Here is a 26,067-nt window from a genome sequence, read left to right as displayed (position 1 = left end):
CAAATCAATAAATTTTTTCCATTAATTTCACTAAAGATCGACTATTGACTGTGAGACGAGGTGTCATTTCCCCAAAAACTTGGGATGCTTAGGAATACTACAATTCGTACATTTTTTGTGGATTATAAAACATTTACTATATTAAGAAATCACAATTTTCGTATTTACTATTTTTTGAATACAGTATAACGTCGTATATGCTATGAAACACATTATCCTTTTTACTATTATTCTTTCGTTGTTCTATTGTAAAAAAAAGGAATCCTCCGATACAGAGACATTGCTTCTTGGCCTTGCCCTTCTTTCGCCCAATGACCTTATCTTAGAACGCGGTTATCCTGGATCACAAAATCAAATCCAGAGTTCAGAACTGGTTGGGAAAACATCAGGGATTACGATCAAGGTGGGAGGTGTGGCGGCCACCAGTGTATCGGCAACGTCTTCTGACACAGTTCAGTTCACTATGCCCACCATTCCCGGAATTTTTGAAAATACAGCAGTGGATTTTGTCGTTGAAAAAGATGGTGCGTCCGTTTATAGCACAAAGGTTAGGTATCGACCGCTTGTCAGCTGGAATATCAACGAACCACATGCAGTCTATCGACCAATCGATGGAAGGGATAACAAAAGTTTTTTCCAAATCACTGCCACAACGGCAACTCATGTGTTCAATTCCTATGGCCATGGATTGGCAGATTTAGATATTTCTTATTTTACAAGTTTGAATGGAACTCCCATTCCATTTGCAACTAAAAGAAGAACAGGTGCAGAGTTTAATCGAGTGGCACTCAATGCTGGCACTGTTTATGTGATGGTACAACATATCAGTGGATTAGGTGGAACCTATAACTTACAAATTGCCAATAGCGGGATTGTGGCTAGTTCCTCTGCTACTCTTTATACTCCACCTTCACTTTGTTATGATACGATGGGAACAGGTCCTGCCATTGCAAACAATTGTGCCGTTCTTATGGACCCCGTCATACAAGCAGGATTTACTCGTACTGGTCGCTGCACTTATCCTTCGGATAATGGTTTAACGACACGAAACTATTACCAAAATGGATTTGGAACTGCTTATGCAGAATCAACATGCCTATTTCCTGGTGGTGGATCACAAAACGAAGCAGAGGCGATCTTTATTGCAAACTGATATTTGATCAGAATGGGGGCAAAACACATTTCGGTTCGTTCATTCTATGTCGAATTCGCAGTTAACCTGTACCTAGTTAAATCATAATTGAGTTTGACAATTATTTTTTCTGATTTTTTCTGCATCAAAATTGTAAGTTATTGGCAAAGAATACTTTTTTCTGTTAATTAAATTTGCATTTGGGAAAATAAGGTTCCCATTTATCAGCTAACAATAAATAGTAGGCAAATTGCGTAAAATTACCGCCTAACTAAATTAGCGAAGGAACCTATCATGCGGAACTTACTATCTCTCCTCATTCTCTCTGTTTTTTGGAATTGTTCCAATGGCTTTTTTCAAGATGTTTTTCATAAAAACAAAACTACATTTCCTCTTCCTATTTTAGTCAGTGGAATACCAAAAGTCACACTTCCCGATGGGATGCCATCAGATTCGCTACAAATCAAAGAGGATTCTAATGTTCCAAGGTTGCTTGGAAAATCACAGGTACCCGTGGGGAAAATATATGATATTTCATTTGATTTTAAAAAGAAAGGTGGAAACGAACAACTTTCTTATAAAAGTCTTTTCTTTGCAAAGCCCGTACAATTGGAATTTCCAGTTGATTTGGATGCATTAGAATCAAAAGGATTCACAGAAGAATTCTACGTTTGGTATAAGGACTTTTCAACAAACGAGTGGAAAGTTCTACAAAAAGGAATTTTAGACAAAAATACATCCTCCGTAAAAGTGCAAACCAATCATTTTACTCCCTTTATTTTAAGTGCACTTCCTTATCTTCCTGGAACAGAAATAGCAGCAGCTTCTTCTTGTTTTGCGACAGAAGCTTCCTCATGGAATTTACAAGGAATCTTAGATGATTCGTCAGTAAGTCAGGCCAAATTCGGAACCATCGGCGAAGGGTACAGATACTACCAAGACCGTCCTTACTTTGTAAAAGAAGAAGAAGGAGCATTCCGTGAACTTGGTTTGGAATTTGCTCTTTTGATTCCTACTTGCCAAGGTGGGACAGGAACCTGCGGAAATTCCCTTCTCCATTCGGAATCTACATCTTCAGAATACTTAGCCTTTGATGCACCGAAAAATATTGATGTCTATGTCATGTATGATACAAGAGGAGGACTTGCTCCTGCCGATACTTCGCAAGATGCAGACTGGTTAGCCGGATTTTCCTTGTTAACTGGCAAATACGTTTATACAACCGAACCAGGGTTAGATCCTGCTCAAACAGTCGGTGCTTCAGGATACAAGATTTTCAAAAGGACATATCCTCAAGGATCGCGAGTTAGTTTGGGAGGAAATAAAAAAGGAACATTAGCCCCAGGAATTACTTCCAACTATTGGGTAGTTGTCAAACCTGCTGGTATCGAAGGTGGAATCCAACCAGCTTCCATCTTATGCGCCGCCGGCCCCGACCCAAGGGAACCAGACGTAGTCACAGGAAGAACTTATCCTGGTTCCGATCGTATCCTTTTTTGGCTTGGTTATTCACCAACAAATGCACCAAAAAAAATCATCATCAGAAGGAGTGAAATTTCTCCTCCTATGAGCCCAGCTTCCGGCGAAGAACCTAACGGCACACAGATCACTCCGCATTCCTACTTGGACACTGGACTGATAGAAGGTCATACTTATTATTATTCAGTCTTTGCCGTTAACGATGATGGTATGTATAGCGGAATCACAATTGGTATGGAAACTACTGGTCCCGATACGGATGGAGATGGGCTTACCGACAATGTAGAAACTAACATCGGATTTAGATTTACGCCAAGTATTTCAACTTATCTTCCATTATTAGGTAGATCGACGACTCCTGACTGCGATAGTGATGGAATAAACGATGGGATGGAAGTTGCATATGGTACCGATCCGTGTTCAAATCATGATTCCACTCCACCAGTAGTTACCATTACAGATTACACGCAAAATGCTAGCTCCGGTATCTTAGATTTGAAAGTCAAAGTTACTGATGAAGCGAATGATCATCTGACTAACTTCTGTTATGTTCGACAATTCACACCGGGAATGACAGAAGAAGAATTCTTAAGAAAACCATTTACTGTGGATCTATATTATCCAGCCTTACTAGGAAGAGAATACTTAAATCGTTGGATCTATAACTGTGAATATGAGCAAATATTGAGCTACAGTTTAGGAAAACGAGGAGGAGGGACTCCTGACAGATTTGCCATCTGGGGAAGAGACTGTTATGGAAATATTTCTGAGCCAGTCATCCGAGAATATAAACTGAGAGAGGCAAAAGCAGAAAATACTTTGATGATAAATTCAATGTATGAACCAAACACTTCATATACTGGTGATTTAACAATATTTACATTCGATTTAATAAAAAAATGGGATTATAACGATCAGAATGTTGGAATTTCCTGGGAGGTACCATACGATACTTCACACAATAGAATCAATAAAATGGGGCATATAATCCCGATAAAATACATGCCCAGCTATTATCCTGTTGGCTTATATGGAATTCCTGGTTTTATCGCTTTATCAACGAACGTTGCTAGTTACTATGAACCAAGGACAACACCTGGACAAGGTCAAAATTTTGTAAAAAAGAACGAAGTTCCTATCGACTACCAGTATTCAAAATCACGTCCACAAGCAGTACATTTTCCAATGCAATCAGGAACCGAATCGGGATTTGTTGCCCTGTATCCCGGTTCCACAAACTTACAACAAAGTGTATTTAAAATTGAAGGAGGGTATCTTTCTGCAATTTCAAATTCTGTTCCAGGAATTCCTAATGGTTTCTACCCTAGTTGGATTTTGCCTTATGATTTTGGACAAGGATTTGGATTACTGAATGGCAACCAATTCCAAGATTATACCTTCGATTCTTGGACATCCGCATTGTATCAAACTTTTGGAATCGGAACCACAGATACCAATTTTTCTAACGCCATTTCGATAGACAAATTAAACCTCTACAATCCCCAAAGTGATCCAGAAATCTATGCCGTATTAAAATCTACCACAACCACAGCAGAGTTAAATCTTTTATATAGAAAATCTGGTGACTTAGGATTTACATCAATTCCTGTGACGGGAATACCTAACGGATTTAAGGGCTTACAAACGGTGTTTGTATCTTACAAAGATTTTTCAGGAAACCCTATATATCACTTATACTTGCATGGTCAGAAAAATAGTACAACATTAATGCGATATAAGATTTCTATCTCTAGCGGAATACCAAATTTCATTTTCGATCGAGAATATAATTTCCCAAATTTATATCAAAGTGAAAAGATTTTTTTCGATAAATCGGGGAGATATCTAATCACAACTTCAACTTACAATGATAGATTCTCAGTTTACCTGATGACAGAACAAGAACCTCATTTAATTTACACTACGCGACTGGCTTCTACAATTACTCCGATGCAGTTAGCCTTTGTTCCTAAAGAACCGATCAATATCGACAATATCGGAGGATATTCGAAGATCCGATTGATCCAAACTGCCGGATATACGGATTACCAAAGGTATGGATTTCTTCCAGCAGGTTCCGAATTGGTCTTCAGAAACCATGTGTATGATTTCAAAGGAAACGAATGTGAATCACCAACAACACCAGGTGTTGAGAACGTAATTGCTACTTCCACCGGTAATTTCGGAGTTCCTCCGATTCCTATTGCGGTGGTAAACGATAATGCAAACATTCAAAATGCAAAAAAAATACAAGCACCTGCCTCAGCGGCAACCCTCGTTTTGGAATCAACATACACACAATCTTCTAATTCTTGCAGGACAGGATTGGTTTCAAATGATACAGCATCCATACCTGTTAGGACCAAGGTAGTCCAAAACACCTCAAGTGTTTATAAAGACTATAGCATGAACCCAGCCAATGTTCCTGCAACATACAACTCAACTCCGTCACCAGCCGGTTATGATACTGCTGAATTCAAAAAATGGGAACCTCTTTCGAAATCAAGCCCACAAAGACTTGGTGTTTACGTTCGCAAGGTAATTTATGTTTGGTGGCCGTACATTGCCGTGATTGACGAAGGAAATCCTTGTATTTTGGCAGATGTTACCGTTGCAGAAGGACAGGCGATTTGTAATTTCTATTTCGGTGGTTATCCTCTTTATGCTGAGGACTTCCTGAATCCTTACGATAAGTATACGTTTACAGGACAATATGTATATTCTGGGGATAAATTAATACAAGCACCTTAGTGAAATTTTAGAAACTTTGAAAGTTTGTAACTAATGGTTTTATTGTTTTGAAGTTTCAAAGTAAAATGAATTTAAATCATAGTCTATCCTGCAGAACACAAGGATAGACTAATCCATTTCGCTTGGGAGAGAACTACCTGCACTCTTTTCGAATTGGAGCATTCTCTCTCGGCTAATTCCTATTAAATTGTGTTTTAAGGCCAACTGGTCTCCTAAATAATCTGGTGCTAAACGAATTTCGACTACACGAAACCAGGTTTCTTTGGGTGGCACCATAAAAGCATGGTTAACACAGAGACATTTGAATTTGAATCCAAAACTATGTTCAACAGGAAGAGCAGAATGAGGTGCAGCAAAAAAGTATACAGGCGAATCAGTTGGGTTTTTCATCACAAGTAGGAATTGTTTTTTACTTCCTGGCTTTAGCACTATGGTGCTTTCTGGAATCATATCCCCAAAGGGAGTTTGTTTTCCTTCCTTTACCGTTCCTGTAGTCCATAATGCAAGAGTTTGCGCACCACTTGGCTCTCGAATCTCCATCTGCAAAGGAAGCGTTGTATTTTCCCATTGGATTTGAATCGAAACCTTACTTGATTTTTTAGGAGAAGAAACTGATTCCCCTGCTAACGTATGCGTATGTTCATTTTTTTCACCTTCCCCTCCACAAGAGAGGGAAAGAAAAATAAACATCATCCAGCTAACAATAACTTTGCGACAAAAATACATTTTATTCTAAGCTTAATTCCAAAGTGGAAAAGTCTAAGTTTTCAGTTTTCTTAGCGTTAGTTAAATAAAATTGTTTTCCTCGCATTTGTAGAGTCACAAATTCTTGAAAGATTTTTTCAGTATTATTGGGATCTGGATTTTTGACAAGGTTACAATCCCGTCCACAACCATTACAATCTCCTCCACCGTAATCTAAGAAGTTTGTAAAAGTTTGTTTGCGGAGAAATCCAAAAATCCGCATATAAACTTTCCCAGGTGTAATTTCCTTAATTTCATAATTTCCCATTCCATAAAAACGATGAGAACTTTCTTCACCTGCATCGTAATTAGTGCGAGCCGTAGATCCCTCTAAAAAGAAAGTCCCATCCGAACGAAGTCGAATTGTCCAGTCAGAAGAAGTGGGTGGATCTAAATTTTCTTCTACGGCAACTTCGTTCTCTGCACCTGCCGGTACATCAGTGATTTCCTCAGAATCAACAGCTGTGACTTCCCTTCCCGTCAAACCACGATTTAACACCTTACGTAAGGAAGCTTTTGCAAAGGCATCAAAGTTTTTTGCTGCAGTATCTTTTGACTTAGGAAGAGTGTCCATTGCAAACCAATCTCCATCATCACCAAAACGTAACTCCGATAATACGATTCCTTTTTCCGTTAGCCCTGGATAAATCTCATCCACTTTCATCGTTAATTTTTTACCTTTGAAAGGAGTAGGCAATTGGATTTCTTGGCTACCCATTGAATCCTCTACATTGATTTTTGCAGAGTATCCATCTTCTCCTGTTAAAAGGAAAGATTTGACACGGCCATTTTTTATGCAATGGACATCAGAACGTTGGTATCCATTCCAAATTTTCAGAACTGATATTTTTTTCTTTTCTGCGAATTCAAAATTGAACGTAACTCCTACTCCACCTTTAACCGATGAATATCCATTTTCGTATTTAGAATCAAAAAGATTCATAACGGAATAAGTTGGTTCGGGAGAAGCAGTTTCAGAGGCAATTACAGTTCCGGAAATAATTTCAGGGGCGTATGTTCTGTACGATTTTCCCTTTTCATCATAAAACTTAACGGACTTAAGGCAGATGTTTTGGTTTCTTTGAAAATTTAATGTAACGGATCTTGCTTGTACTACCGGATCAAATAAAACTTCTGAATTTGATTTTTGAACATCCGTACTTGCGTATACTTCATCAAAGTTGACATAGGCAGCAATACGGTCCTTAAACTGACCAGAACAAGATTCAATGGAAACTTTACTTAAAGCGAACGCATTGTCCGCATAAAAATGCAATTTGACAAATTCGGCGCCACCTTCCGCCTTCCACTCCTTTCCATCTAACACGAGAAAGGGGAGCCCGTTTTCCATTGAGGTGGAAGTGACCATTGAAAAGTGGAGTTTTTTACCACAATTCAAAGTTAAAAGAGCGAAGGATACCAAAATGGGGAAAATGTAAGCTCTAAGATTCATTGCCTGTCCTTATCAAACGTGGATTAAGGAAAACGTATTATTTAAAGAAGGCAAGATATTTTTTAACGACTTGCGGTGTCTTCCAAAACCCTTTCCCAGGATTGAGAATCCAATGCACCTACCACCCAACGTCCATTGACCCAAAATGTAGGGACAGAGCCTACGCCAAATTTCATCGCCTCTTTCATATCGCTTTTCACTTGGGAAAAATACTTCAGAGAGAGGGATTTGGGTTGGCAATCCTGCAAAAAATCCCATTCCTTGACTTGTAGATTATCACCCCGCATTATTTTTTTGGAATTAGAATATAGTAACTGCATATGACCCAGGAAATTTTTTGGATCATTCTCCCATAAACAACGACCAAGGGCCAAAGGAAGTAAACTCTCATCCGAATCTCCATCTAACGGGAAATCTTTATGTATATACATTATTTGTGTTTTGTATTTCGATAAAAGATTCTTCGTGTGAGGGAAACTCTCGCGACAGAAATTGCATAAATAATCACTCCACTCTACAATAATCCATTTGGCATCCGAAGAACCAAACTGTGGTGACGATTCAAAATTTAATTGTTTAAATAAATTGAAATTTGCGACCTGATTCTGTTTTTGTTTTAGAGTAATTCCTGTTTTATGGAAGATTCGACTCCAAACAATTCGGATCCGAATTGAATCTCTTTGTCTATCAATGAGATCTGTATCAAGAATGCTTTTCGGCGTTGATTTTTTTTCTTTTTGCCAATACAGATTAATATCTTTTTCAGATACTAAAGTTTTTTCCTCTTCTTTCCATGTTGCCAATGATTTTTCCAACAATTTTGCTTTTGCATTCAATTTCGCCAAACTAGAATCAGATGATAGTGTTTCTTTAATCGTCTCATCGGAAGGAAGATTTTCTGGTAGATATAAATCCTCTGAAGTATTTCCGTTACAGGAAACAAAAAATATCAAAAAAAAGAAAACTGCAAGAAAAGAACAATATAAGATTGGAAATCGATAGCGACTAATATTCATTTTTTCCTCTTCACTTCTATCAAGAAACCAATTCTAATCATTCCGAAAAACCAACCTATATATCATTTCTATCCATCTCGATTCAGATAACCTATTTTCGGTCCATCGCCTTTTCTAGAAATTGGTTTAATGGATAAATGTTACGATAGGATTTTAAAGTTTCGCTTAAAAATTGATCCGAAGTTAATTCAGAATTTTTTATTTTTTTAGCAACAGCAAAGCCTTTGTATTTTAAGAGCTCAATCAGTGGATGATCTTTTGCAAATCCTTTGGGAGCTGTCTTTAATTTTTCTGCATAAAACTCCGTTCCAAAATCTTGAACGAATTTGCGATCATCTAAAATTAATTTTAACGTTTTTGTATCACTAATCATTCGTTCTCTTATTTTATGTAACGATTTTGGATCAGGTCCATAACAGCCACCACCGACTAACGAATGATCTGGTTCTATATGAAGATAATAACCAGTGCCATCAATTTTCTGATTCCCACCTCTCAAAAATATCCCAATATGAGTTTTATAAGGACTTTTGTCTTTTGAAAAACGAACATCTTTGTAAATACGAAAGATACATGATTTTGGATCCACTCCTTGGACACTTTTGTCAAACTTTTCGATTCCAGCCAAAAGATATCCCGTCATTAATATCAATTCATTCTGAATGGCAACATAACGATCTTTGTTTTCAAGAAACCAGTTTCTATTGTTATTCAATTTTAACTCAGACAAAAAACTCAAAATACTTTTACTAATCTTCACGCCAGATCAATTTCCTTATGATTGTTATCACATTGATTCTTTCCATTGCTCTAAAATTTCAAATAAAAGAACAATCAGATAAAAACAATAGTTTATCCCTATGAATTCAGAACCACCCGCTTCATCGAAAAAAGAATGGATGGCAGGTACATTCGCATTTGTAAGTTGAAAAATGACAACCTATTTCGCTAAAATCAAATAAAACTCTGGATTTTCTATCAAACTCTGTTCCCTTATATCTCCGAGGTTATCTAAATGAATTTTATTTTTTCCAATATCAAATGGATTATGATTGGTTCCGGTATCATTACCTGTTCCATGATTCTTTCCGCATTACACCCTACACTCGGGCTCACGTTGACATTTGGTGATACATTGAATGGAGATTTAGCAAATATCATTGTGCGCAACTGGGGTGCTCTCATTGCACTAACCGGTGGTATGTTGGTTTATGGTGCCTACAACGAACCAAACCGAAACTTGATTCTTGTAGTTTCCTCAATTAGCAAAAGTACATTTGTTTTGCTCAACTTGATCTACGGGCAATCCTACCTATTAAAATCAGGAATCGCACTTGTTTTTGATTCCATCCTTGTGATTATTTTTGTATCTTACCTTGTGAAAAAAAATTCTAAAAAATAAATACAGAATGTATTTCTGACTTAAATTGGTTACTCAAATCGTTTAACAATGCCAACGTAAGTCAGAAATATTTAGATCGAAAATTTTTATGGATTCAAAGATACTTTTTTAGTTTTACAGATCTCCGCATAACGAAGACCACTTTTACGAATTTTCCGATTCATATTGTTATAATCCACTTCGACAAGTCCAAACTTTGGTCCATACCCATCGTTCCATTCAAGATTGTCTAAAAAAGACCAGTAATAATACCGTTCGACTGAAACACCTTCATCCAAAAGCCGACGAATCTCTGCTAAATGATCGAAAATACACTTTTCTCTTTTTTCATCTTTCTCGTCGGGAATCCCATTTTCTGTAATATAAATGGGAAGTTTGTACTCGTCCCAAATCCGATGGCAAACTTTAGAAAGTCCTTCTGGATAAATCTCCCAACCCAAATCATTTTTACGAGAATCAGGACACTGAGGATCCACCATTGGTACTGCAAATAAATTTCCTGGGTTGTAACTTGCTTTAAAAAGATGGCGAGAGTAATAATTGATCCCAATAAAATCGCAAAACAAACCCTTTCCTTCTGGATAACCAAATCCAATAGGAAAGGATAACTTTCCTTCTACAAAACCCTTTGTTTGGATTTCGTGAAAAAGATAATCGCTAAGGAAACAACCAAGACGTGCCAAAGGATGAGAAGTTAGAGGTGAAAAAATGGCGAGATGATGCGCAAAACCAACCTTAGTTGGATTAGCAAAATTAGATTCCTTTCGAATTTTATGAATGAGTTTGTAAGACTTGAGGTGAGAAATGATAAGCCGACGAGTTACTTTTAAATATGCGGGGATATCTCCGTAACTTCCGGGAGGATATTTTCCATCCACATAACTATCATTAGCAAATACATTTGGTTCGTTGATGGTACACCATTCCGAAACAAGATCACCAAATTGCTTTACAGAAAATTCAACAAAGTTTAGGAATTCCTTCACCGCATCTTTTCCCAACCATCCTCCCTTTTTCTGAAACCATTCCGGGCAAGAAAAATGATGAAGAGTGACAAGAGGTTTGATTCCCGCTTCCAAAAGAAGTCGAAACTCATCACGATAATGGGCCACAGCTTCCATTGACCACTCCCCTTCGGAGGGTTCGATCCGACTCCATTCAATACTCATTCGATAACATTCTTGATTGAGTTTTGATAAAAGTTTTACATCCTCCACATAACGGGCGTAATGATCTGCACCAGTAAAACTTGACTCTCCCTTCCCTACTTTGCCAGCCAATGACCAATGATACCAATTGTTATGAATATCCCCACCTTCAATCTGTGTCGCTGCTGTTGCCGAACCCAATAAAAAATCTTTTGGAAGTTCAAAACTTTTAGACATTCCCTTTCCCTTCCCAACGTTTCATTTTAAATCCATCATTCATACTATATGTTTTTTACCATAGTCTCTTCCATTTTTGCCTGAAACAAAAGGAAACCTAAAGTAGCAATGACTCCTCCAAAAAATATAAACAACTCTGGCCCAAATCCTTTTGTTTCCCAATTGGTTCCGGCAATTAACAAATAGATGACGGGAGCAATGTATTGGTTGATAAACAAACCGGCAAAGGTCAATTGGTTGGCAAGTCCCCCTTTTAAAAATTTCCAAAGAAACAAGTTGGGATTCGATAAAATTGTAGAAAGGGTGAGAGTTGCCATAAACACCATCTCGAGTGGGGAGATGCCGACACGCGCGTCCATTGACATACTCAGGTAAGTTGGATTTTGGAAAATGTGCCCAATCAAACTAATTCCACCAGGAACAAGCGCTAGGTGAATTAAAATATCGTCCATAATCCAAATACTTTTTGGAGTTTTTCGCAAATACAAAAGGATTTCATAAATACTAAAGAACACAAGACCAATGGATGTAAAAATAGAAGTCATCACCAAACTTGACTTAGGATTGATATGGACCGCTGGGGCAGAGAGCAACATCAAAATTGAAGAAATATTCCCACCACCCACAATCATTAAAAAAGCAAGATTGGCTGTGAAAGGCCAAAGATGGAAATGTCTTGTGGAAAGTCGTAATCCGACAATCACAAGTAGAGAAATGGCTGTAAAAATTGATAATACAGGTCCATCTGTTCGGTAAAACAAAGGAAAACCTAAAATCCAAGCACCTAACACAACCAATGTCCCTACCAAAATCGTTATATCAAGAATCTCGGCCCAGGCTGCAAAACGTTTTTCCATACAGTTCTCCTACTCTTCTAAACAGCATAGATTGGCCTTGGTTTTTCTAGTTTTGCAATTCAAATTTTTGTTAAAGAATCTTTTGCACAAAAGAAGGGAAAGATTTGTATTTCTTTCCTCACAATTCTATCGTTGAAAAACGTTTAGGTGGTCTATGACAGTAAAGAAAAAGGTTCCGAAAACTCCTTCAAAAAATACAATCCCTGCACCCGTTCTCACCGAATCCGGAAGGATGGTAGCTTATAGCGATGCTATTTTTTCTATCGCCCTCACTCTCATGGCTTTAGAAATCAAAATTCCGCATCCTGAAGAAATTGGTGGGAGCAGTTTACTCTTTGCTCTTTTGGAAAGATGGCCAAGTTTTTTAAGTTTTTTTATTAGCTTTATGATCATCACTGTGGTCTGGACAAACCATCATACCATCTTTCGTCATGTAAAATATGTTGATCATAACTTAATGATCTTAAATAACCTGCTTTTGTTAAATGTAATTTTCATACCGTTTTGTTCTGAAATGCTCGGCGAATACATGTTACAAGATGATACAAACGCAAAATTTGCTGTCTTTCTTTATGGAGCCTGGATTGCCATCGGAGGGATCCCGTTCAACCTCGTATGGAGGTATGGAGTCAAAAAGAAAGAACTCCTTAGTCCCGAATCCGATCCAATCGAAATCCAAAAAATCACTTCACATTTTATCAAGGGCCCTTACATATACGCATTCGTCACCATATTATCTTTTTTGAATATATGGCTTAGTATCATTGGATTCGGAATCCTCATTTTATTTTTTCTGGTTCCGACAGCTTGGTTACTTCGAAAGAAATAGAAAAGTTTATATGTGGGCGTTCCCCATGGATTGGTGTTTCGGAATTCTAATTAAGAAGGGTCGGACTCTTCCGGGGTGCGCATTCGCTCCCGTCCCCCGCCATCTAACGATAGCAGGGGACCAAGCCCTTCAGATTCCTAACGCGGGGATTTTTTTTAACCATGAAAACAACAAGAGGACAGTAACTTCAAAGTCCAAATCAATCTATGAAATGAAAAATAAAACCACATGAGAGCAAGCTCTAGTTCCTAAAATTGGTATTGTGCTAGTATCTACTAATACAACATTCTGATTATAACGGATCATCTTGCACCGATGCGTAATCAGTTTCGAACGGGGAATTACATATGTCGGAATCAAATTCATTTTTCAAACGTAGTATCAAATCAGTTTTTAGTATTTTTCTCACACAGACCAAAGTTTCAAGATTAGAACGGATCGCAGAAGGTTTTGTTCTCATCGAAATGACGGGAACAAAGTTAAAAGAAGCAAAGTGTATCCCGGGAAGTAAGGTGCAAATCGATGTGGGAAATCTTACCTACCGCACTTACACTCCCATCAGTGTGGACAAAAAAGAAGGCAAACTCTCTTTCCTCGCTTACAAGCGAAATGATGGCCCTGCCTCCACTTGGATCCATTCCTTAAAAGTCGGAGACACTTGCGAAGTTTTCGGCCCTCGTGAGTCTTTGGATTTTTCTAACATTGAAGAAGACGCGATCCTTTTCGGTGATGAAACATCTTTTGGTATCGCGAAGGTTTTGCAAAACAACGTAAAAAAGAAATCTTATCCATTCCTCGAATTGAATTCGCTTGTTGCAGGGAAAGAAGCTCTAGTTCATCTGGGAGTTACAGGGCAGCGATTGGTGGAACGATCCCTTGATGGATCGCATCTCCAAACAATCGCAAAGGAAATGGCTGATCTCATTGCAGAGATTCCCGATGCCAAGATTTTTCTTACCGGACGAGCCAGTTCGATCCAACAAGTCAGAGCCTATTTGAAGAATTCGGGAATTCCCACTAACAGACTAAAGGTTCGTGCCTACTGGGCGGATGGGAAAAAGGGTTTGGACTGAGGAGAGTAGGTTTATTTACCGCTGTTACTATTACCGATACACGTTTGTCCTTATCAATGTTCTAACCTTAAACATAAGGGTCACACCTTCTATGCCTTGTCCCACTCGTTTTTTACGATAAAAATTTCTCTTGCGAACCAAAGAGATTCGATCTAAATCGTTCCTTGTAGATACGAAAGAAAATGACTCCCATTAGAACCTATTTACTCACAATTTTTCTTTTGATTGGATTTGGAATTCCGCTAAATGCAGAACCATTATCGGTGACGAACCAAAAAGCCATTGATGCCTTTTACCAGAAAAACTGGTCTCAGGCCGAAATGTGGTTCAAAGAAAGTTTAAAGAAAAATCCGAATGACCCATACGCAAACTATAACTTGGCCTGCGTTTACACCATACTACTCAGTCAATGCGAGAATTTGACAGAAGAACAAGACGTTTTTCAGTTATTACATCAGGCAGTCACATATAAAAAGTCTTACAAAAGTTTGATGCTAAAAGATAAAGATCTTTCCTTACTTCGTAATACATACCGATTTAATGAAATTGCAGGTTTAAGTCCCAAAGAACTCTTTACAAATATGATTTGGTTTGGTCCAAGTCCAGGAGCTTATGGGTCAATCTCGGAAATCAAGTTTGATGCCAATGGTTCCTTTGAACTGTCTTTAGTTGAATTTCGGGAAAGTGACGGTACAATGGAAAAACCAAAGTATAGAGGAAAGTATCAATGGATTTCCGAAAAAGTCATTCAATTAGAATTTCAAAAACTCCCTTCCTCACTTCCCAACCAAACAAAAAAAAGACAAGCCCGTTGGAACAAAGATAAACTCGAAATCGACGGCTTTGACTATCAATTTCAAGATTCACCCGACCGCTGCTCCGCATAGAAGAAGCAATTCCATCAATAACATTACCCAATAGATTGGCTTCGCTTTTGAAACAAACAAAGTTAATTTCAATTTGCGGCTGGCGTTTGTCAGTTTCGTAAGCTTTTTAGAGTATAAAATAATAGATTGCTCTCGGAATCAGATATACGAAGCTTAAATTCAAGCGAATTTTTTCAGTTGAGTCAAATGCTCTATTTCTTTCTCGCCTATGGGTAGTTTTATGGTAATTTCGCTTTCATTTTTTAAAAAAAAATTTTTTCTACCTCTACTCGTAGTTTTTATGTCTTTTTCTTATTGTAAAGTCGCAACCTCTCCCCTCCCCGATATAAAATCCGGATCAATGGATCTTTCCGCATGGGAACCTAAACAAACTGTGATCAATTTGAAAGGAGATTGGGAATTTTGTTGGGATGAATTGATTCCTCCCGAATCGGATGAGTCCGTATGGAAAAAAAAATGCCATGGTTATTTTCCGGTTCCCTCTTTTTGGAAATTCTACAAAATAAACGGAAAAAACCTTCCGATTTTCGGAAAGGGAACCTACAGACTCAAACTCAAACTTCCAAAACGGGAAATAAACTACGGATTGTTTTGGACTGAAATCATGTCCGCTTTTGAAATATTCGTTAACTCCCGTTCTGTGGTAAAAGTGGGACAAACGGGAGAAAGTTTTGAAACAATGAAGCCTGACATGAAACCAGGCACGTCCTATCTGGGTTATCTTTCCGATGAAGTGACAATCGTCGTTTGGGTATCCAACTTCAATCATGAAAATCATGGATTTTGGGAACCTCTTTATTTCGGAGAATGGAAATCCATAGAAAAACAGCACCTCAATCTTGTTATACGGGACATTGCGAGTTCTTCTGCAATCATCATCATCGGCTTATACCATCTGATTATTTTTCTGTCTAGATTCCGTTCCAAAGAATATCTGATGTTCGGTTTTTTCTGTATGATTATGGGAATTCGCCAATTGAATTTTGAAACGCATACGTTTTATTATCTATTCCCCAATCTGGATTTTGATTCATATATCCGGCTGCTCTTCGGAGTGATTTATATGATCGGGGTTTCCATGGTAACACTCTACGATCTTTTATTTCCAAAGGACATCCCCAAAATAATCACAAAAGTTCTCAGGTTGGTTTTCTTTAGTTTTTTACTAACTTTGTTTTTGCCAGTTTCCATTTTCACACATTACGCATTGTATCTCTTCGGTTTTGCAATGATTGCAATAATACTGTATGTACCTTTGTTCATCAGAGCTTATTTTAGAAAAAGGGAAGGTGCGGGACTTATGCTCATTGCCTACGCCATTACTGCGGTTACCCTACTTAACGATATATTATTCAATTTCGGATTGATTCATACAGGTTATCTCTCCCATTTAGGGGTTTTGTTATTTATCTTCATCCAAGCGATTCTATTATCAAAAAAAATAACTAAAGCATTGCAAGAGGAAGAAAAATTAGTTCAAAAGCTCGGTGAAACTTTGGAAGAAAAAAACAGAACTCATACGGAACTCTTGAATCTGAAAGAATCCCAAAAATACGAATTGGAATTGCAGGTAAAGCTCCGTACGGAAGAATACGAGACCGCCAAACAACTAGCAGAAACTGCGAACAAGGCAAAGTCTCAATTTTTAGCAACAATGAGTCACGAAATCAGAACTCCCATGAATGGAATTTTGGGAATCACGGAACTTCTGAAAATGACAATTGTTTCGGCGGATCAAGCACAATATCTGAAAATGATTCAGGACAGCGGACAATCTCTTTTGACTATATTGAACGACATTTTGGATTATTCCAAACTGGAAGCGGGGAAAATAGAATTATTAGAATCCGATTTTTCCTGGAAAATTCTGCTCGAACTTGCGGAAGGGATTTTTAAGCACCAAGCGGAACAGAAACAAGTTCGATTTGAAGTCAACTTTGATCCAGATTTTATATTTTTAGCTCATGGCGACGAAAATAGAATCAAACAAGTGTTATTTAATCTAATCTCCAATGCGGTCAAATTTACGGAATCTGGAGAAATCAAAATCCTTCTCTCTTCCAAAAAGGAAGAAGTAGGAAACAGGATTCAATACAAAGTATCGATAACGGATACAGGAATAGGAATCCCGGAAGAGAAAATGGGTTCCTTGTTTCAAAGATTCACACAGTTGGATTCAAGCATTTCCCGTAAGTATGGAGGAACGGGACTCGGTCTCGCCATCTCTAAAAAACTAATGGATGTGATGGGAGGAGAATTGAAAGTTAAAAGGAATTTTCCTGTCGGTTCCTGTTTTGAAATTGAACTCAGACTTCTTCCCAACCAAATGTCCAGAGTCATAAGATCCGAAGATTCGGTGGATCTCTCTAGATTACCGTCTAACACAAATATATTGATTGCGGAAGATGATCCTACAAATCTATTTCTACTTTCCAGTTTTTTGAAAAAATTAAAAGTCCGCCATGATGTTGCGAAAGACGGCAGGGAAGCGGTAACAAAGGCACAAACAAACGAATTCCATCTGATTTTTATGGACATCAATATGCCCAATTTGGATGGTATCGGGGCATCAGAAGAGATTTTGAAAGACGAACGGATTTTTCCCAAACCAATCATCATTGCAGTTACAGCGGATGCCTTCCAGGATGATCAAGACAAGTGCATTCGCGCAGGAATGTCTTCGTTTTTGCCGAAACCGTTCCAAAAAAGAGAAATAGAACAAGCATTATATGAATGGCTGATTGAGAGAAAAACCGGCCTTTAAAAGTTACAGTTTTGGACGTTCCCGATGGAATCGGTGGTTTAGAATTAATAAGTGTAAGGGTCGGGCTACTCCGGGGTGCGCTGTCGCTTCCGTCCCCAGCCATCTAACGATGGCAGGTGACCAAGCCCTTCGTATCCCTAACGCAGGGGATTTATTGTTTATTAAACCTATTGAAAATTCTCAACAACATCCAATCTTCCACTTCTTTCTTAAATTCAGGACTGCTCATAATTTTATCAAAGATTTCTTGGTTATTTTCCATACGATCAATTAATTTATTCAAAAAAACTTCATCAAAGGCATAACGAAAATTTTCGACCGGGTTATTTTGAGCCCGAATTTTTAGTTGTTCATCTTGGTATAACTCTTCTTCCATCTGATTGAAGAACAATTTGTCCGTTTCGTTAAAGTCAGTCCCAAATTTATCATTCAATATTTGTATGATATCGGACAACTTTGCTTTTTCTTCCTTTTCCTTACCTGTTACTGATTCTTTCTTACCATCAAGACTTGCTTCACCTTGAATTTGAAGAACCAAGTCTCCTTCTTCAATCTTTTTTAAACGATAAAATTGTAAGGCAACTTCATCATCTAACTGAAGTTTTTCAATATAGTTTGCCCTTGGAATTTTTTGTACGAGGTATCTTCCAAAACTATATATTTTTTCTAAATCAATATCTTGGAATGGGATGATTTGAGATAGAAAACTATATAAGCGCAAATAGGATATCAGCTGTTTCTTAAAAGAATCCTGTTCGTCTTCCGTTTTTCCTTTATAACGATCAATGCTCGGATCGATATAACTATACAATTTAGCTTGTGATTTTGTATCCTGATTGCCTTCGCGATAAAAAACTTTTGCAAATGCATCTACTTCTGATTGAAAGTAAATTTGTGAAGCATCTAAAAGAATCTTAAAATCATAAAGTTGATTCGGGTTTGTAGGTTCATTTAAAACTGTTGTTTCATAATAAGGCTGAAAAGAATCTAAGATAGTTTGTCTTTCATTAGCAAAATCAATTACAAATGTGTCCTCTTTTCCTGGGCAGATTCTGTTCAGACGAGATAATGTTTGCACAGCTTTGACACCATTAATTTTTTTATCCACATACATCGTATGAAGCAGTGGTTGGTCGAATCCAGTTTGGTATTTATCGGCAACAAGTAGTACTCTAAAGTTCTCACCTTCTCCAAATTTATTAGGCAATTCCTTTTCTCCGAACTGGTTTAATTTTGCCTCAGTAATACCCTCTGCATATAAATCATGATAAACAACTCCAGAAAAAGCAACAATTGGATCAATTCCAGAATATCCCTTTTCCTTAATATAGTTCTTAAAAGCTAAGTAGTATTCCAATGCATGTTTTCTCGAGGAAGTAACGACCATTGCCTTGGCCTTCCCGCCAATTCGCTTCATTACAACGTTTCGAAAATGCTCCACAATCACTTCAATTTTCTGACTGATATTATGCGGGTGTAGAGAAGCAAATCTTCCAATTGCCTTCAAAGCTTTCTTTTTATTCAGTTCTGGATCATCTTCTATCGTTTTTGACAATCGATAGTATTCTTTGTACGTAGTATAATTCTTCAATACATCCAAAATATAATTTTCTTCGATGGCCTGCCGCATGGAATACAAATGAAAAGGCATAGGTTTACCTTCTGCATTTTTATCTCCAAAAACTTCGAGGGTTTTTGCTTTGGGTGTTGCTGTGAAAGCAAAAATAGAGATGTTTGGCTGAGGGCCTCGTTTGCGAATTGCCTCTCGGATTACATCTTCATCGTCATCTTCTTCATCTAATTTCAATTCCAACGCTTCGGATTCATCCAGTGTCAGAACTTTTCCACCGAGAACCTCTGCCATATTTTTTGAGGATTCTCCTCCTTGGCTACTATGTGCTTCATCGATGATGACTGCATATTTCCTATGAGGGAGTTCCGATAGATGTTTTAAAGCAAATGGGAACTTCTGCAAAGTAGTAATGATGATATTGGCTCCCGACTGGATTGCACTTGCCAATTGTTTGGAATCGTCATCGATTCTTTGGACAACCCCTTGTTTATGTTCAAATTGATAAATAGTATCCTGCAATTGGCGATCGAGTACATTTCGGTCTGTAATTACAATTACGGAATCAAAAATCTTTTCATCCTTCTCATTAAAAAGACTACTCAATCTATATGTCAGCCAAGCAATGGAATTACTTTTTCCGCTTCCTGCGGAGTGTTGGATTAGATAATTTTTGCCAGAACCATTTTTCTTCGCATCTAGAGAGACTTTTCGCACAACATCTATTTGGTGGAATCTTGGAAACAAGATAGATTCTTTGGTATATTTTTTACCTTCGCTATAATAATCTTCTTTTTTTGTATGTAAAAATCGAGACAAAAGCTCGAGCCAACTATCAGGACTTAAAATTTCTTCCCAAAAGTAAGAAGTTTTGTAACCGTTAGGATTTGTTGGATTGCCAGCTCCCAATCCATTTCCTTTGTTGAATGGAATGAATTTTGTATTTTTACCATCTAATTTAGTAGTTAGATACACTTCATCGGGATCAACGGCAAAATGGACTAAGGCGCGTTTTTTGAATAGAAATAGTAGCTCCTTGGGATCACGATCTAATTTGTATTGTTGGATTGCATTTTGGACATTTTGTCCTGTAAAATGATTTTTGAGTTCTATCGTCGCAAGAGGAAGGCCATTCAATGACAAGAGAATATCGACACTATTGTTGTTTTTTAAAGAATAGTGAACTTGCCTTGTGACTATGAGTTCGTTCTTTTGATAGTCGTCGTAAGTATCAGGATTTAACTTACTCTCCGGCTTAAAATAAGCCAACTTAAATTTAACACCGCTGTCAGTAATACCGTGTCGTAAGACATCCAAAGTCCCCCTTAGTTCCAGTTCCTTATACAACCTTTGGAAGAATTTATTTTCCGTATCTTCTTTGTAATAGGCTTTTAGTTTTTCCCATTCTTTCGATTGAGAACGCAAAATAAAAGACAAGATATGTGATTTAAAAAGACAAACATTTTTATCAAATTGAGATGGATCACCCGAGGCCCAACCAGACGAGGTTAGATGGTTTGTGATGGCGGTTTCAAATGCGTTTTCTGTATGGATAGATGGGCTCATAAATGGTCTCCAAATAAAATAATAACAAAACGAAAATAGTAGTTAAATTTCTGAAACTTATAGAAACAATGCTCCGGGAAAAGGTCGATGCATTGGATATTCTTGTTTTATCTCTTCTTTTATTTGAATACTATCAGTTACATAATCTTCAAAATAACTATAATTTTCAATATTCATGACTCGCTCAGAAAGCAAGGACAGCAGTTTTCCAGTAAAAAAGAGAAGTCCATCCTTTGAAAATTCGCACTGGCAAAGAAACGGCTTTTGAATGTATCGATCTTCCTCTTGAGGAACAAATTCAAAATCTTTATAAACAACCTTACCAGCTGCTAAAAAGATCATCAAATCAGGCCATTGGTCATCTACTTTTTCCAATTCCTTTTTTGTTAGGTGTGCAATGGAAAAGTTTTCTCCTCCTTGAAAAGAGAAAGCTACACTTGCAGATCTATGCGGAGAAATCAGAATCCCATTTTGTTCCGTTCCTGTCCGAATCTCATGAAGACCTTGCTTTAGGCTCAGAATCTCTTCTTTCAAAGTAGGATGAAAATGTTTTCCTAAATTTGCGATTCTAAGTAGATCTGTTTTCTTTTTAATATCAGCAAATTCTCTTGTATTGAATACAGATTTTACTTCTATACATGCCCTTACAGACTCCCCAAAGAATAAACGGTTCCCTTGCATTTTTAACGAAGGATAATTGTAAGAGTCCCAAATAACAATATCGGATTGAGCAGAATTACCAATCTTTCCCTGCACAATCCCAGAAGAAACAGCAAACCTTCCAGGAAGAATATCCTGCAAATAGTGATGGAGAATCAACTCCCTATGGCTCCCCCGCAATCCAGAATGAGAGACCACTGCCTGCTCGGATAGTGCCATGAGTTCCTTATGTTTACCCCGAAAGTATTCGAGTATTGCATTCGGATTCGTTGTATGAGTCACCCCACCCTCACCTTTCCCGTCACCACCTCTGAAATCAAAGCTGTGCGGTATTCTTGGAGGAGTTCGATTTCCTTTTCAATTTTGGAAATCATTGTAGAATATTTTGTGTTTAATTCTCTGACTAAACCAACGATTGATATTTGCTCTTGTATAGAAGGTAATGCTAGTTTCAGCAAATTTAGTTTACTTGCTTTTATACCCAATGCAGTAGAGCCAGTTGCCAATGAAGTTAAATAAGACTGAAAAGTATATGTAGCAATCCATTCTTTTAAAAAGTAATTATCCAAATGTGCTTTTAATGCTCTAAATTTAATTACCCTTTGTGCGATAGCGACATCTACTTTATCAACGTTCGCAACCTCACCCAACGGAGCTTCAGTCGTCATTAAGACATCTCCGATCTCAAGTGAACCTCGCCTCATAATTTCATCATATAGGCTAGTATCAACATACTCTTGCGATATGGAGTAGTTTATTTTTCCCTCTTTTATATTTCTAGCTGTAACCAAAAAAGTACCGCTTTCAATCTTTTGAGGTGTTTTTCCTCTATAATCAATAATTGATTCTAAATATTTCGTCATGGGAATTACTTCCCAATGCTCGGGAACCTCCCCCAACCACTCCACACCGGAATCTTTCATTTTCACATTCGGATCAATTCCCTTCGTCACCGCCTGATTAATTACTGCTGCTTTTTCTTCTTTCAATAATTCAATCAATCGTTTCTTTTTTTCTACCAAACTGTCGATTTGTGAAGTTTTGCGGTCGAGAAATTCGGCAATGGATGTTTGTTCGGCGAGAGGAGGGAGTGGGATTGGAAAATCCTCAACAAAACTAGTAGGAAGTCTTTTCTGTCCTGCAGAGCCAGACATAAAACCCTCACCAACTTTCATAAATACATTCGATTTAGTTTGATAATAAGCAAATGCTGGATTGAGAAACTTCAAGGACTTAATAGTATGAAATTCCGTTGAGCCAAATCCTACATTAGTATTTAAATCTTTTAAATGTGCGCCCTTTCCATTTTCAAAACATGGTGTAATTTTCGCTATTAAGATGTCCCCTCTTTCAAAGTAAGTAAAACCACGGCTAACTTCATCGATATTTTTTAAAATACTCTGGTCAACACTTCCATCTTCACCAACTTTTTCCATTGGTAGAAATACTACCTCTGATTTAACAGATTCATCAGAAAGATTTGCTGGTTTAGAAGCATTTATCTTTGCCAAATATTTCAATCTCTTTACTTCCCAATTTGCCGGAATCTCACCAATCCATTCCACACCAGAGTCTTTGTATGCCTCATACCGTTTCATGATTCGATGATATCTCCAATCATGCCTTGGGTTTCTTCTTCTAAGGCGAGGATATCCCGCCGAATCTCCGCTAGACTGCGAAGTGGTTTGTATTTGTAAAAGTATTTGGTGAAATTGATTTCATAACCCACTTTTGTTTTTTCATGGTCAATCCATGCATCCGATACATGTGGGAGCACTTCCTTTTGGAAGTAGGATTCTATATTTTCTTTTAAAGGGATGTTTTCAAAGTCCCTAAGGTCAGAATCTGCCAACGGTTTTCCTTTTTTATCATACAAGGGTTTGCCCGCTTCATCTAACTTAGGTCTTTCCACTGTAATGCGGTGGTAACCAAAATCATCATTATCAAAAATCTTACAATATTCGCTCTCACGAAAATCTCCGTAGAGTTTGGTGATCTTGGAAATTGCATCTTCGTGAATTTCTTTTCGTTTGTTTCCGAGAGAACGAAGCATCTTAGCATAAAACGGATTGTCTTTGTCTTCTAAGTCACCACCTGTGGCATTGATGAGTTGCACTTTGCCTTTTCGATTTTTTGGTTTGTGATCGGTTACAATCCAAATGTAAGTGGAAATTCCCGTATTGTAAAACAATTGGTCGGGAAGTGCCACAATGGCTTCCAACATATCATTTTCAATGATCCATTTACGAATGTCACTTGGCCCACTACCTGCAGCCCCGCTAAACAAAGGAGAGCCATTAAATACAATGGCCAATCGGCTCCCCCCATCTTTTCGTTTCATCTTAGAAACCATATGTTGTAAAAAGAGTAGTGAACCATCGCTAATGGCAGGAAGTCCCGCACCAAACCTTCCATCCCATCCTTTTTTAGCGGCTTCTTCTTTGATGAGTTTTTCCGATTTTTTCCAATCCACACCAAATGGCGGATTACTCAGCATATAATCAAATTTTTCTTCCGTGAGACCATCTTGGGTAAACGTATTTCCAAATTTAATATTACTTGGGTTTTGTCCCTTAATCAGCATATCCGACTTACAAATCGCAAAGGACTCAGGGTTCATTTCTTGCCCAAAGACTTCTAGTTTAGCATCCGGATTTAAATCATGCAAAAACTCTTCTGCAACAGACAACATTCCGCCAGTTCCACAGGCTGGGTCATATAACGTGCGTACGATGCCTTTATTGGTTAAAATTTCCTTATCATTGATAAAAAGTAAATTTACCATGAGCCTAATCACTTCTCTGGGTGTAAAATGTTCCCCAGCGGTTTCATTGCTAAGCTCTGCAAACTTCCGAATGAGTTCCTCAAAGATATATCCCATCTCCAAGGAAGACACACCCCGAAACATATCCCCTGCTTCCGCAAATTTTTTAACAACAAGATATAAAAGATCATACTCCTCTAGTTTTTTAATTTGATCTTCCAAACTAAAATAATCAATGATCTCAATCGCACTTAAAGAATACCCTTTGATATAATTTCTAAAATTGGCAGCCAAATGGTCTGCATCTTTAGCAAGTTCAGAAAAGTCATACTTACTTCGGTTATGAAATTTTACCTTGGCAGCATTGTTTAAAATAGGCTCTAAAATTTCTGGCTTCTTTGTTTTGTGTTGTTCGTATGCCTCAATTACATTTTTTTTGGTAGGTTCCAAAACAATGTCCAATCGTCGTAGAACAGTCAGAGGTAATATAACTTTCCCATAATCTGATTGTCTATAATGTCCTCTCAGTAAATCAGCGATTGCCCAGATAAAATTTGCTTTTTCTTTGAATTGATTCATCTTCAAAACTAACTTTCTCTCTAGTATTTCATCTGACAAGTGTTGATTGTGATCTACATTCATATACTATTGCAGAATACATTCCCCTTGGGACAAATATACGCACTCACACTAAGTTTTTCTGTCGAAAGGGGAAAAAAGGTGAACTGGCTTGTCAAAAAAGGGAAAAATCAGAACTTACACAAAAAATGTTGTGACATAAGGAAAGAAAGGATTATATTATGTCACATTAGGACTTTTAATTTAAAAAAATCAATCGTAAATTAACAATCCTAAACATAACAATACAAGTAGGGGAAACCAAATGAAACTTGTAGGCCAAGGAACCATTCTTTCGGAAAGAATGAAACGAATTATAGCAACAGGAAAATTTGAAAATCATGGCGGAGCCGTGAATGACCCAAAACTGCTCACCGAAGCTGCAAAGGAATTATTCAATTCCGAAAAGGAAACTATCTCTAATTTTCTAGACCAAATGAAATCTGAGAAGTAATCGATTGATTACTATCAGTATTGATGTCTTATTCGAAAATATAATCCCGGAAATAGAAAGAAAATATGCCCGCTCCGTAATTGTTGATCAGGCAATTTTGGGTGAAGTCATTGAAAAAATAAATGGATATTTGGCTGACTTTAAAGATCCTTCAGAATATAAAATCTCTGGTAGTATTACTTTCTGGATTAGAAAGCTAAAACCATTTACGTTTGAACTTTCTGAAAAAGAATCAAACCCTTGTTTATTTTTAAATGAGGTTGTGGCAGTATTATATGGCTACACTTATATCCGGGCTTCAAAAAAACTAAAAAAAGAAAAACTTTTGAACTTTAGCGCTTCCTATTTATCCGACTTTTCCACACAACTTCGCTATTCATCCTTCTCCCCATCAAGTATTGCCTTGTTATATGAAGCAATTTATTTGCGCTCTGAACAGATATAGTCACAATCTAGCTTTTACCACCTCCGTCAGAAATGCATTCTGACTTGGGTAACCTAGCGAATTTTTCCAATTCAAACCTCCGGACACAAAAAAAGCCCCGAATCTTCCGACTCAGAGCTTTTCCCAACAGATGTATACGACAAGTAAGTTAACAAACAACGCATTAATGACATACACGATCTTAATCGTGTATATTGTAATATGGTCAAGCCGATCGA

At 37.5% G+C, this 26,067-nt stretch carries 19 protein-coding genes; 9 read left to right on the top strand and 10 right to left on the bottom strand.

From position 1 onward, the window contains the following. Nucleotides 1–202 precede the first annotated feature (202 nt). Both EHR01_RS06695 and EHR01_RS06690 read left to right on the top strand, forming a co-directional pair. Nucleotides 203–1,153: a hypothetical protein gene (locus EHR01_RS06695; RefSeq protein WP_135693937.1), complete on the top strand. Its 951-nt coding sequence runs from the start codon at nt 203–205 to the stop codon at nt 1,151–1,153. A gap of 273 nt (nt 1,154–1,426) precedes the next feature. Further along, nucleotides 1,427–5,362: a fibronectin type III domain-containing protein gene (locus tag EHR01_RS06690; protein ID WP_135693936.1), complete on the top strand. Its 3,936-nt coding sequence runs from the start codon at nt 1,427–1,429 to the stop codon at nt 5,360–5,362. A 108-nt stretch (nt 5,363–5,470) separates the two neighbouring features. Here EHR01_RS06690 and lsa20 read toward each other — a convergent pair whose 3' ends face one another. The 4 genes from lsa20 to EHR01_RS06670 all read right to left on the bottom strand — a co-directional run bounded on the left by lsa20 (nt 5,471) and on the right by EHR01_RS06670 (nt 9,335). Continuing rightward, a complete protein-coding gene (gene lsa20 / locus EHR01_RS06685; protein ID WP_135693935.1) occupies nt 5,471–6,088 on the bottom strand; it encodes an LIC11469 family lipoprotein adhesin Lsa20 in 618 nt (205 codons plus the stop codon). 1 nt (nt 6,089) lies between these two features. Next, nucleotides 6,090–7,559, bottom strand: a complete 1,470-nt coding sequence (locus tag EHR01_RS06680; protein ID WP_208721745.1) for an NADase-type glycan-binding domain-containing protein — start codon at nt 7,557–7,559, stop codon at nt 6,090–6,092. 62 nt (nt 7,560–7,621) lie between these two features. Beyond that, nucleotides 7,622–8,512 (bottom strand): thioredoxin domain-containing protein, encoded by an 891-nt coding sequence (locus tag EHR01_RS06675; protein ID WP_135694177.1) that lies wholly within the window; start codon nt 8,510–8,512, stop codon nt 7,622–7,624. Between the two features lie 154 nt (nt 8,513–8,666). After that, complete coding sequence (locus EHR01_RS06670) at nt 8,667–9,335, bottom strand: DUF2461 domain-containing protein (RefSeq protein ID WP_135693934.1); 669 nt, start codon at nt 9,333–9,335, stop codon at nt 8,667–8,669. A gap of 255 nt (nt 9,336–9,590) precedes the next feature. On the opposite strand from EHR01_RS06670, the gene EHR01_RS06665 reads away from it, so the two are divergent. Continuing rightward, nucleotides 9,591–9,977, top strand: coding sequence for a hypothetical protein (locus tag EHR01_RS06665; protein ID WP_135693933.1), 387 nt, complete (start codon nt 9,591–9,593; stop codon nt 9,975–9,977). Nucleotides 9,978–10,063: 86 nt separating this feature from the next. Here the strand turns inward: EHR01_RS06665 and EHR01_RS06660 are convergent, their stop codons facing one another. Then, nucleotides 10,064–11,362, bottom strand: a complete 1,299-nt coding sequence (locus EHR01_RS06660) for a glycoside hydrolase family 1 protein (RefSeq protein WP_135693932.1) — start codon at nt 11,360–11,362, stop codon at nt 10,064–10,066. A gap of 44 nt (nt 11,363–11,406) precedes the next feature. Next, nucleotides 11,407–12,219 (bottom strand): hypothetical protein, encoded by an 813-nt coding sequence (locus EHR01_RS06655; RefSeq protein ID WP_135693931.1) that lies wholly within the window; start codon nt 12,217–12,219, stop codon nt 11,407–11,409. 154 nt (nt 12,220–12,373) lie between these two features. Here EHR01_RS06655 and EHR01_RS06650 point away from each other — a divergent pair, with 154 nt between their 5' ends. The 4 genes from EHR01_RS06650 (at nt 12,374) to EHR01_RS06635 (ending at nt 17,772) form a co-directional block, all read left to right on the top strand. Next, on the top strand, nt 12,374–13,048 hold the full coding sequence (locus tag EHR01_RS06650) for a TMEM175 family protein (RefSeq protein WP_135693930.1): 675 nt from the start codon (nt 12,374–12,376) through the stop codon (nt 13,046–13,048). A 347-nt stretch (nt 13,049–13,395) separates the two neighbouring features. Next, a complete protein-coding gene (locus tag EHR01_RS06645) occupies nt 13,396–14,121 on the top strand; it encodes a siderophore-interacting protein (RefSeq protein WP_135693929.1) in 726 nt (241 codons plus the stop codon). Nucleotides 14,122–14,303: 182 nt separating this feature from the next. Further along, complete coding sequence (locus EHR01_RS06640; RefSeq protein ID WP_135693928.1) at nt 14,304–15,008, top strand: tetratricopeptide repeat protein; 705 nt, start codon at nt 14,304–14,306, stop codon at nt 15,006–15,008. Nucleotides 15,009–15,228: 220 nt separating this feature from the next. Continuing rightward, nucleotides 15,229–17,772, top strand: a complete 2,544-nt coding sequence (locus tag EHR01_RS06635) for an ATP-binding protein (RefSeq protein WP_135693927.1) — start codon at nt 15,229–15,231, stop codon at nt 17,770–17,772. A 151-nt stretch (nt 17,773–17,923) separates the two neighbouring features. On the opposite strand, the gene EHR01_RS06630 is transcribed toward EHR01_RS06635, so the two are convergent. The 4 genes from EHR01_RS06630 to EHR01_RS06615 are packed head-to-tail and all read right to left on the bottom strand — an operon-like array spanning nt 17,924 to nt 24,974. After that, nucleotides 17,924–20,908 (bottom strand): type I restriction endonuclease subunit R, encoded by a 2,985-nt coding sequence (locus EHR01_RS06630; protein WP_135693926.1) that lies wholly within the window; start codon nt 20,906–20,908, stop codon nt 17,924–17,926. A gap of 57 nt (nt 20,909–20,965) precedes the next feature. Then, nucleotides 20,966–21,787 (bottom strand): DUF6602 domain-containing protein, encoded by an 822-nt coding sequence (locus EHR01_RS06625; protein WP_135693925.1) that lies wholly within the window; start codon nt 21,785–21,787, stop codon nt 20,966–20,968. Between the two features lie 59 nt (nt 21,788–21,846). Beyond that, a complete protein-coding gene (locus tag EHR01_RS06620) occupies nt 21,847–23,133 on the bottom strand; it encodes a restriction endonuclease subunit S (RefSeq protein WP_167482936.1) in 1,287 nt (428 codons plus the stop codon). A gap of 29 nt (nt 23,134–23,162) precedes the next feature. Beyond that, nucleotides 23,163–24,974, bottom strand: a complete 1,812-nt coding sequence (locus EHR01_RS06615) for a type I restriction-modification system subunit M (RefSeq protein WP_244310003.1) — start codon at nt 24,972–24,974, stop codon at nt 23,163–23,165. 241 nt (nt 24,975–25,215) lie between these two features. Here EHR01_RS06615 and EHR01_RS06610 point away from each other — a divergent pair, with 241 nt between their 5' ends. Both EHR01_RS06610 and EHR01_RS06605 read left to right on the top strand, forming a co-directional pair. Beyond that, nucleotides 25,216–25,404 (top strand): hypothetical protein, encoded by a 189-nt coding sequence (locus EHR01_RS06610; RefSeq protein ID WP_100744199.1) that lies wholly within the window; start codon nt 25,216–25,218, stop codon nt 25,402–25,404. 4 nt (nt 25,405–25,408) lie between these two features. Beyond that, nucleotides 25,409–25,849 (top strand): hypothetical protein, encoded by a 441-nt coding sequence (locus EHR01_RS06605; RefSeq protein WP_135693923.1) that lies wholly within the window; start codon nt 25,409–25,411, stop codon nt 25,847–25,849. Nucleotides 25,850–26,067 lie beyond the last annotated feature (218 nt).

The sequence above is a fragment of the Leptospira mtsangambouensis genome, assembly GCF_004770475.1.
GTDB classification, from domain to species: domain Bacteria; phylum Spirochaetota; class Leptospiria; order Leptospirales; family Leptospiraceae; genus Leptospira_A; species Leptospira_A mtsangambouensis.
This window is presented reverse-complemented; position numbering and strand designations above follow the sequence as displayed.

Coding starts and splice junctions, on each gene's coding strand:
- EHR01_RS06695 (WP_135693937.1), top strand. CDS start 203: ATGAAACACATTATCCTTTTTACTATTATTCTTTCGTTGTTCTATTGT.
- EHR01_RS06690 (WP_135693936.1), top strand. CDS start 1,427: ATGCGGAACTTACTATCTCTCCTCATTCTCTCTGTTTTTTGGAATTGT.
- lsa20 (WP_135693935.1), bottom strand. CDS start 6,088: ATGTATTTTTGTCGCAAAGTTATTGTTAGCTGGATGATGTTTATTTTT.
- EHR01_RS06680 (WP_208721745.1), bottom strand. CDS start 7,559: ATGAATCTTAGAGCTTACATTTTCCCCATTTTGGTATCCTTCGCTCTT.
- EHR01_RS06665 (WP_135693933.1), top strand. CDS start 9,591: ATGAATTTTATTTTTTCCAATATCAAATGGATTATGATTGGTTCCGGT.
- EHR01_RS06660 (WP_135693932.1), bottom strand. CDS start 11,362: ATGTCTAAAAGTTTTGAACTTCCAAAAGATTTTTTATTGGGTTCGGCA.
- EHR01_RS06655 (WP_135693931.1), bottom strand. CDS start 12,219: ATGGAAAAACGTTTTGCAGCCTGGGCCGAGATTCTTGATATAACGATT.
- EHR01_RS06650 (WP_135693930.1), top strand. CDS start 12,374: ATGACAGTAAAGAAAAAGGTTCCGAAAACTCCTTCAAAAAATACAATC.
- EHR01_RS06645 (WP_135693929.1), top strand. CDS start 13,396: ATGTCGGAATCAAATTCATTTTTCAAACGTAGTATCAAATCAGTTTTT.
- EHR01_RS06640 (WP_135693928.1), top strand. CDS start 14,304: ATGACTCCCATTAGAACCTATTTACTCACAATTTTTCTTTTGATTGGA.
- EHR01_RS06635 (WP_135693927.1), top strand. CDS start 15,229: ATGGTAATTTCGCTTTCATTTTTTAAAAAAAAATTTTTTCTACCTCTA.
- EHR01_RS06630 (WP_135693926.1), bottom strand. CDS start 20,908: ATGAGCCCATCTATCCATACAGAAAACGCATTTGAAACCGCCATCACA.
- EHR01_RS06625 (WP_135693925.1), bottom strand. CDS start 21,787: ATGGCACTATCCGAGCAGGCAGTGGTCTCTCATTCTGGATTGCGGGGG.
- EHR01_RS06615 (WP_244310003.1), bottom strand. CDS start 24,974: ATGAATGTAGATCACAATCAACACTTGTCAGATGAAATACTAGAGAGA.
- EHR01_RS06610 (WP_100744199.1), top strand. CDS start 25,216: ATGAAACTTGTAGGCCAAGGAACCATTCTTTCGGAAAGAATGAAACGA.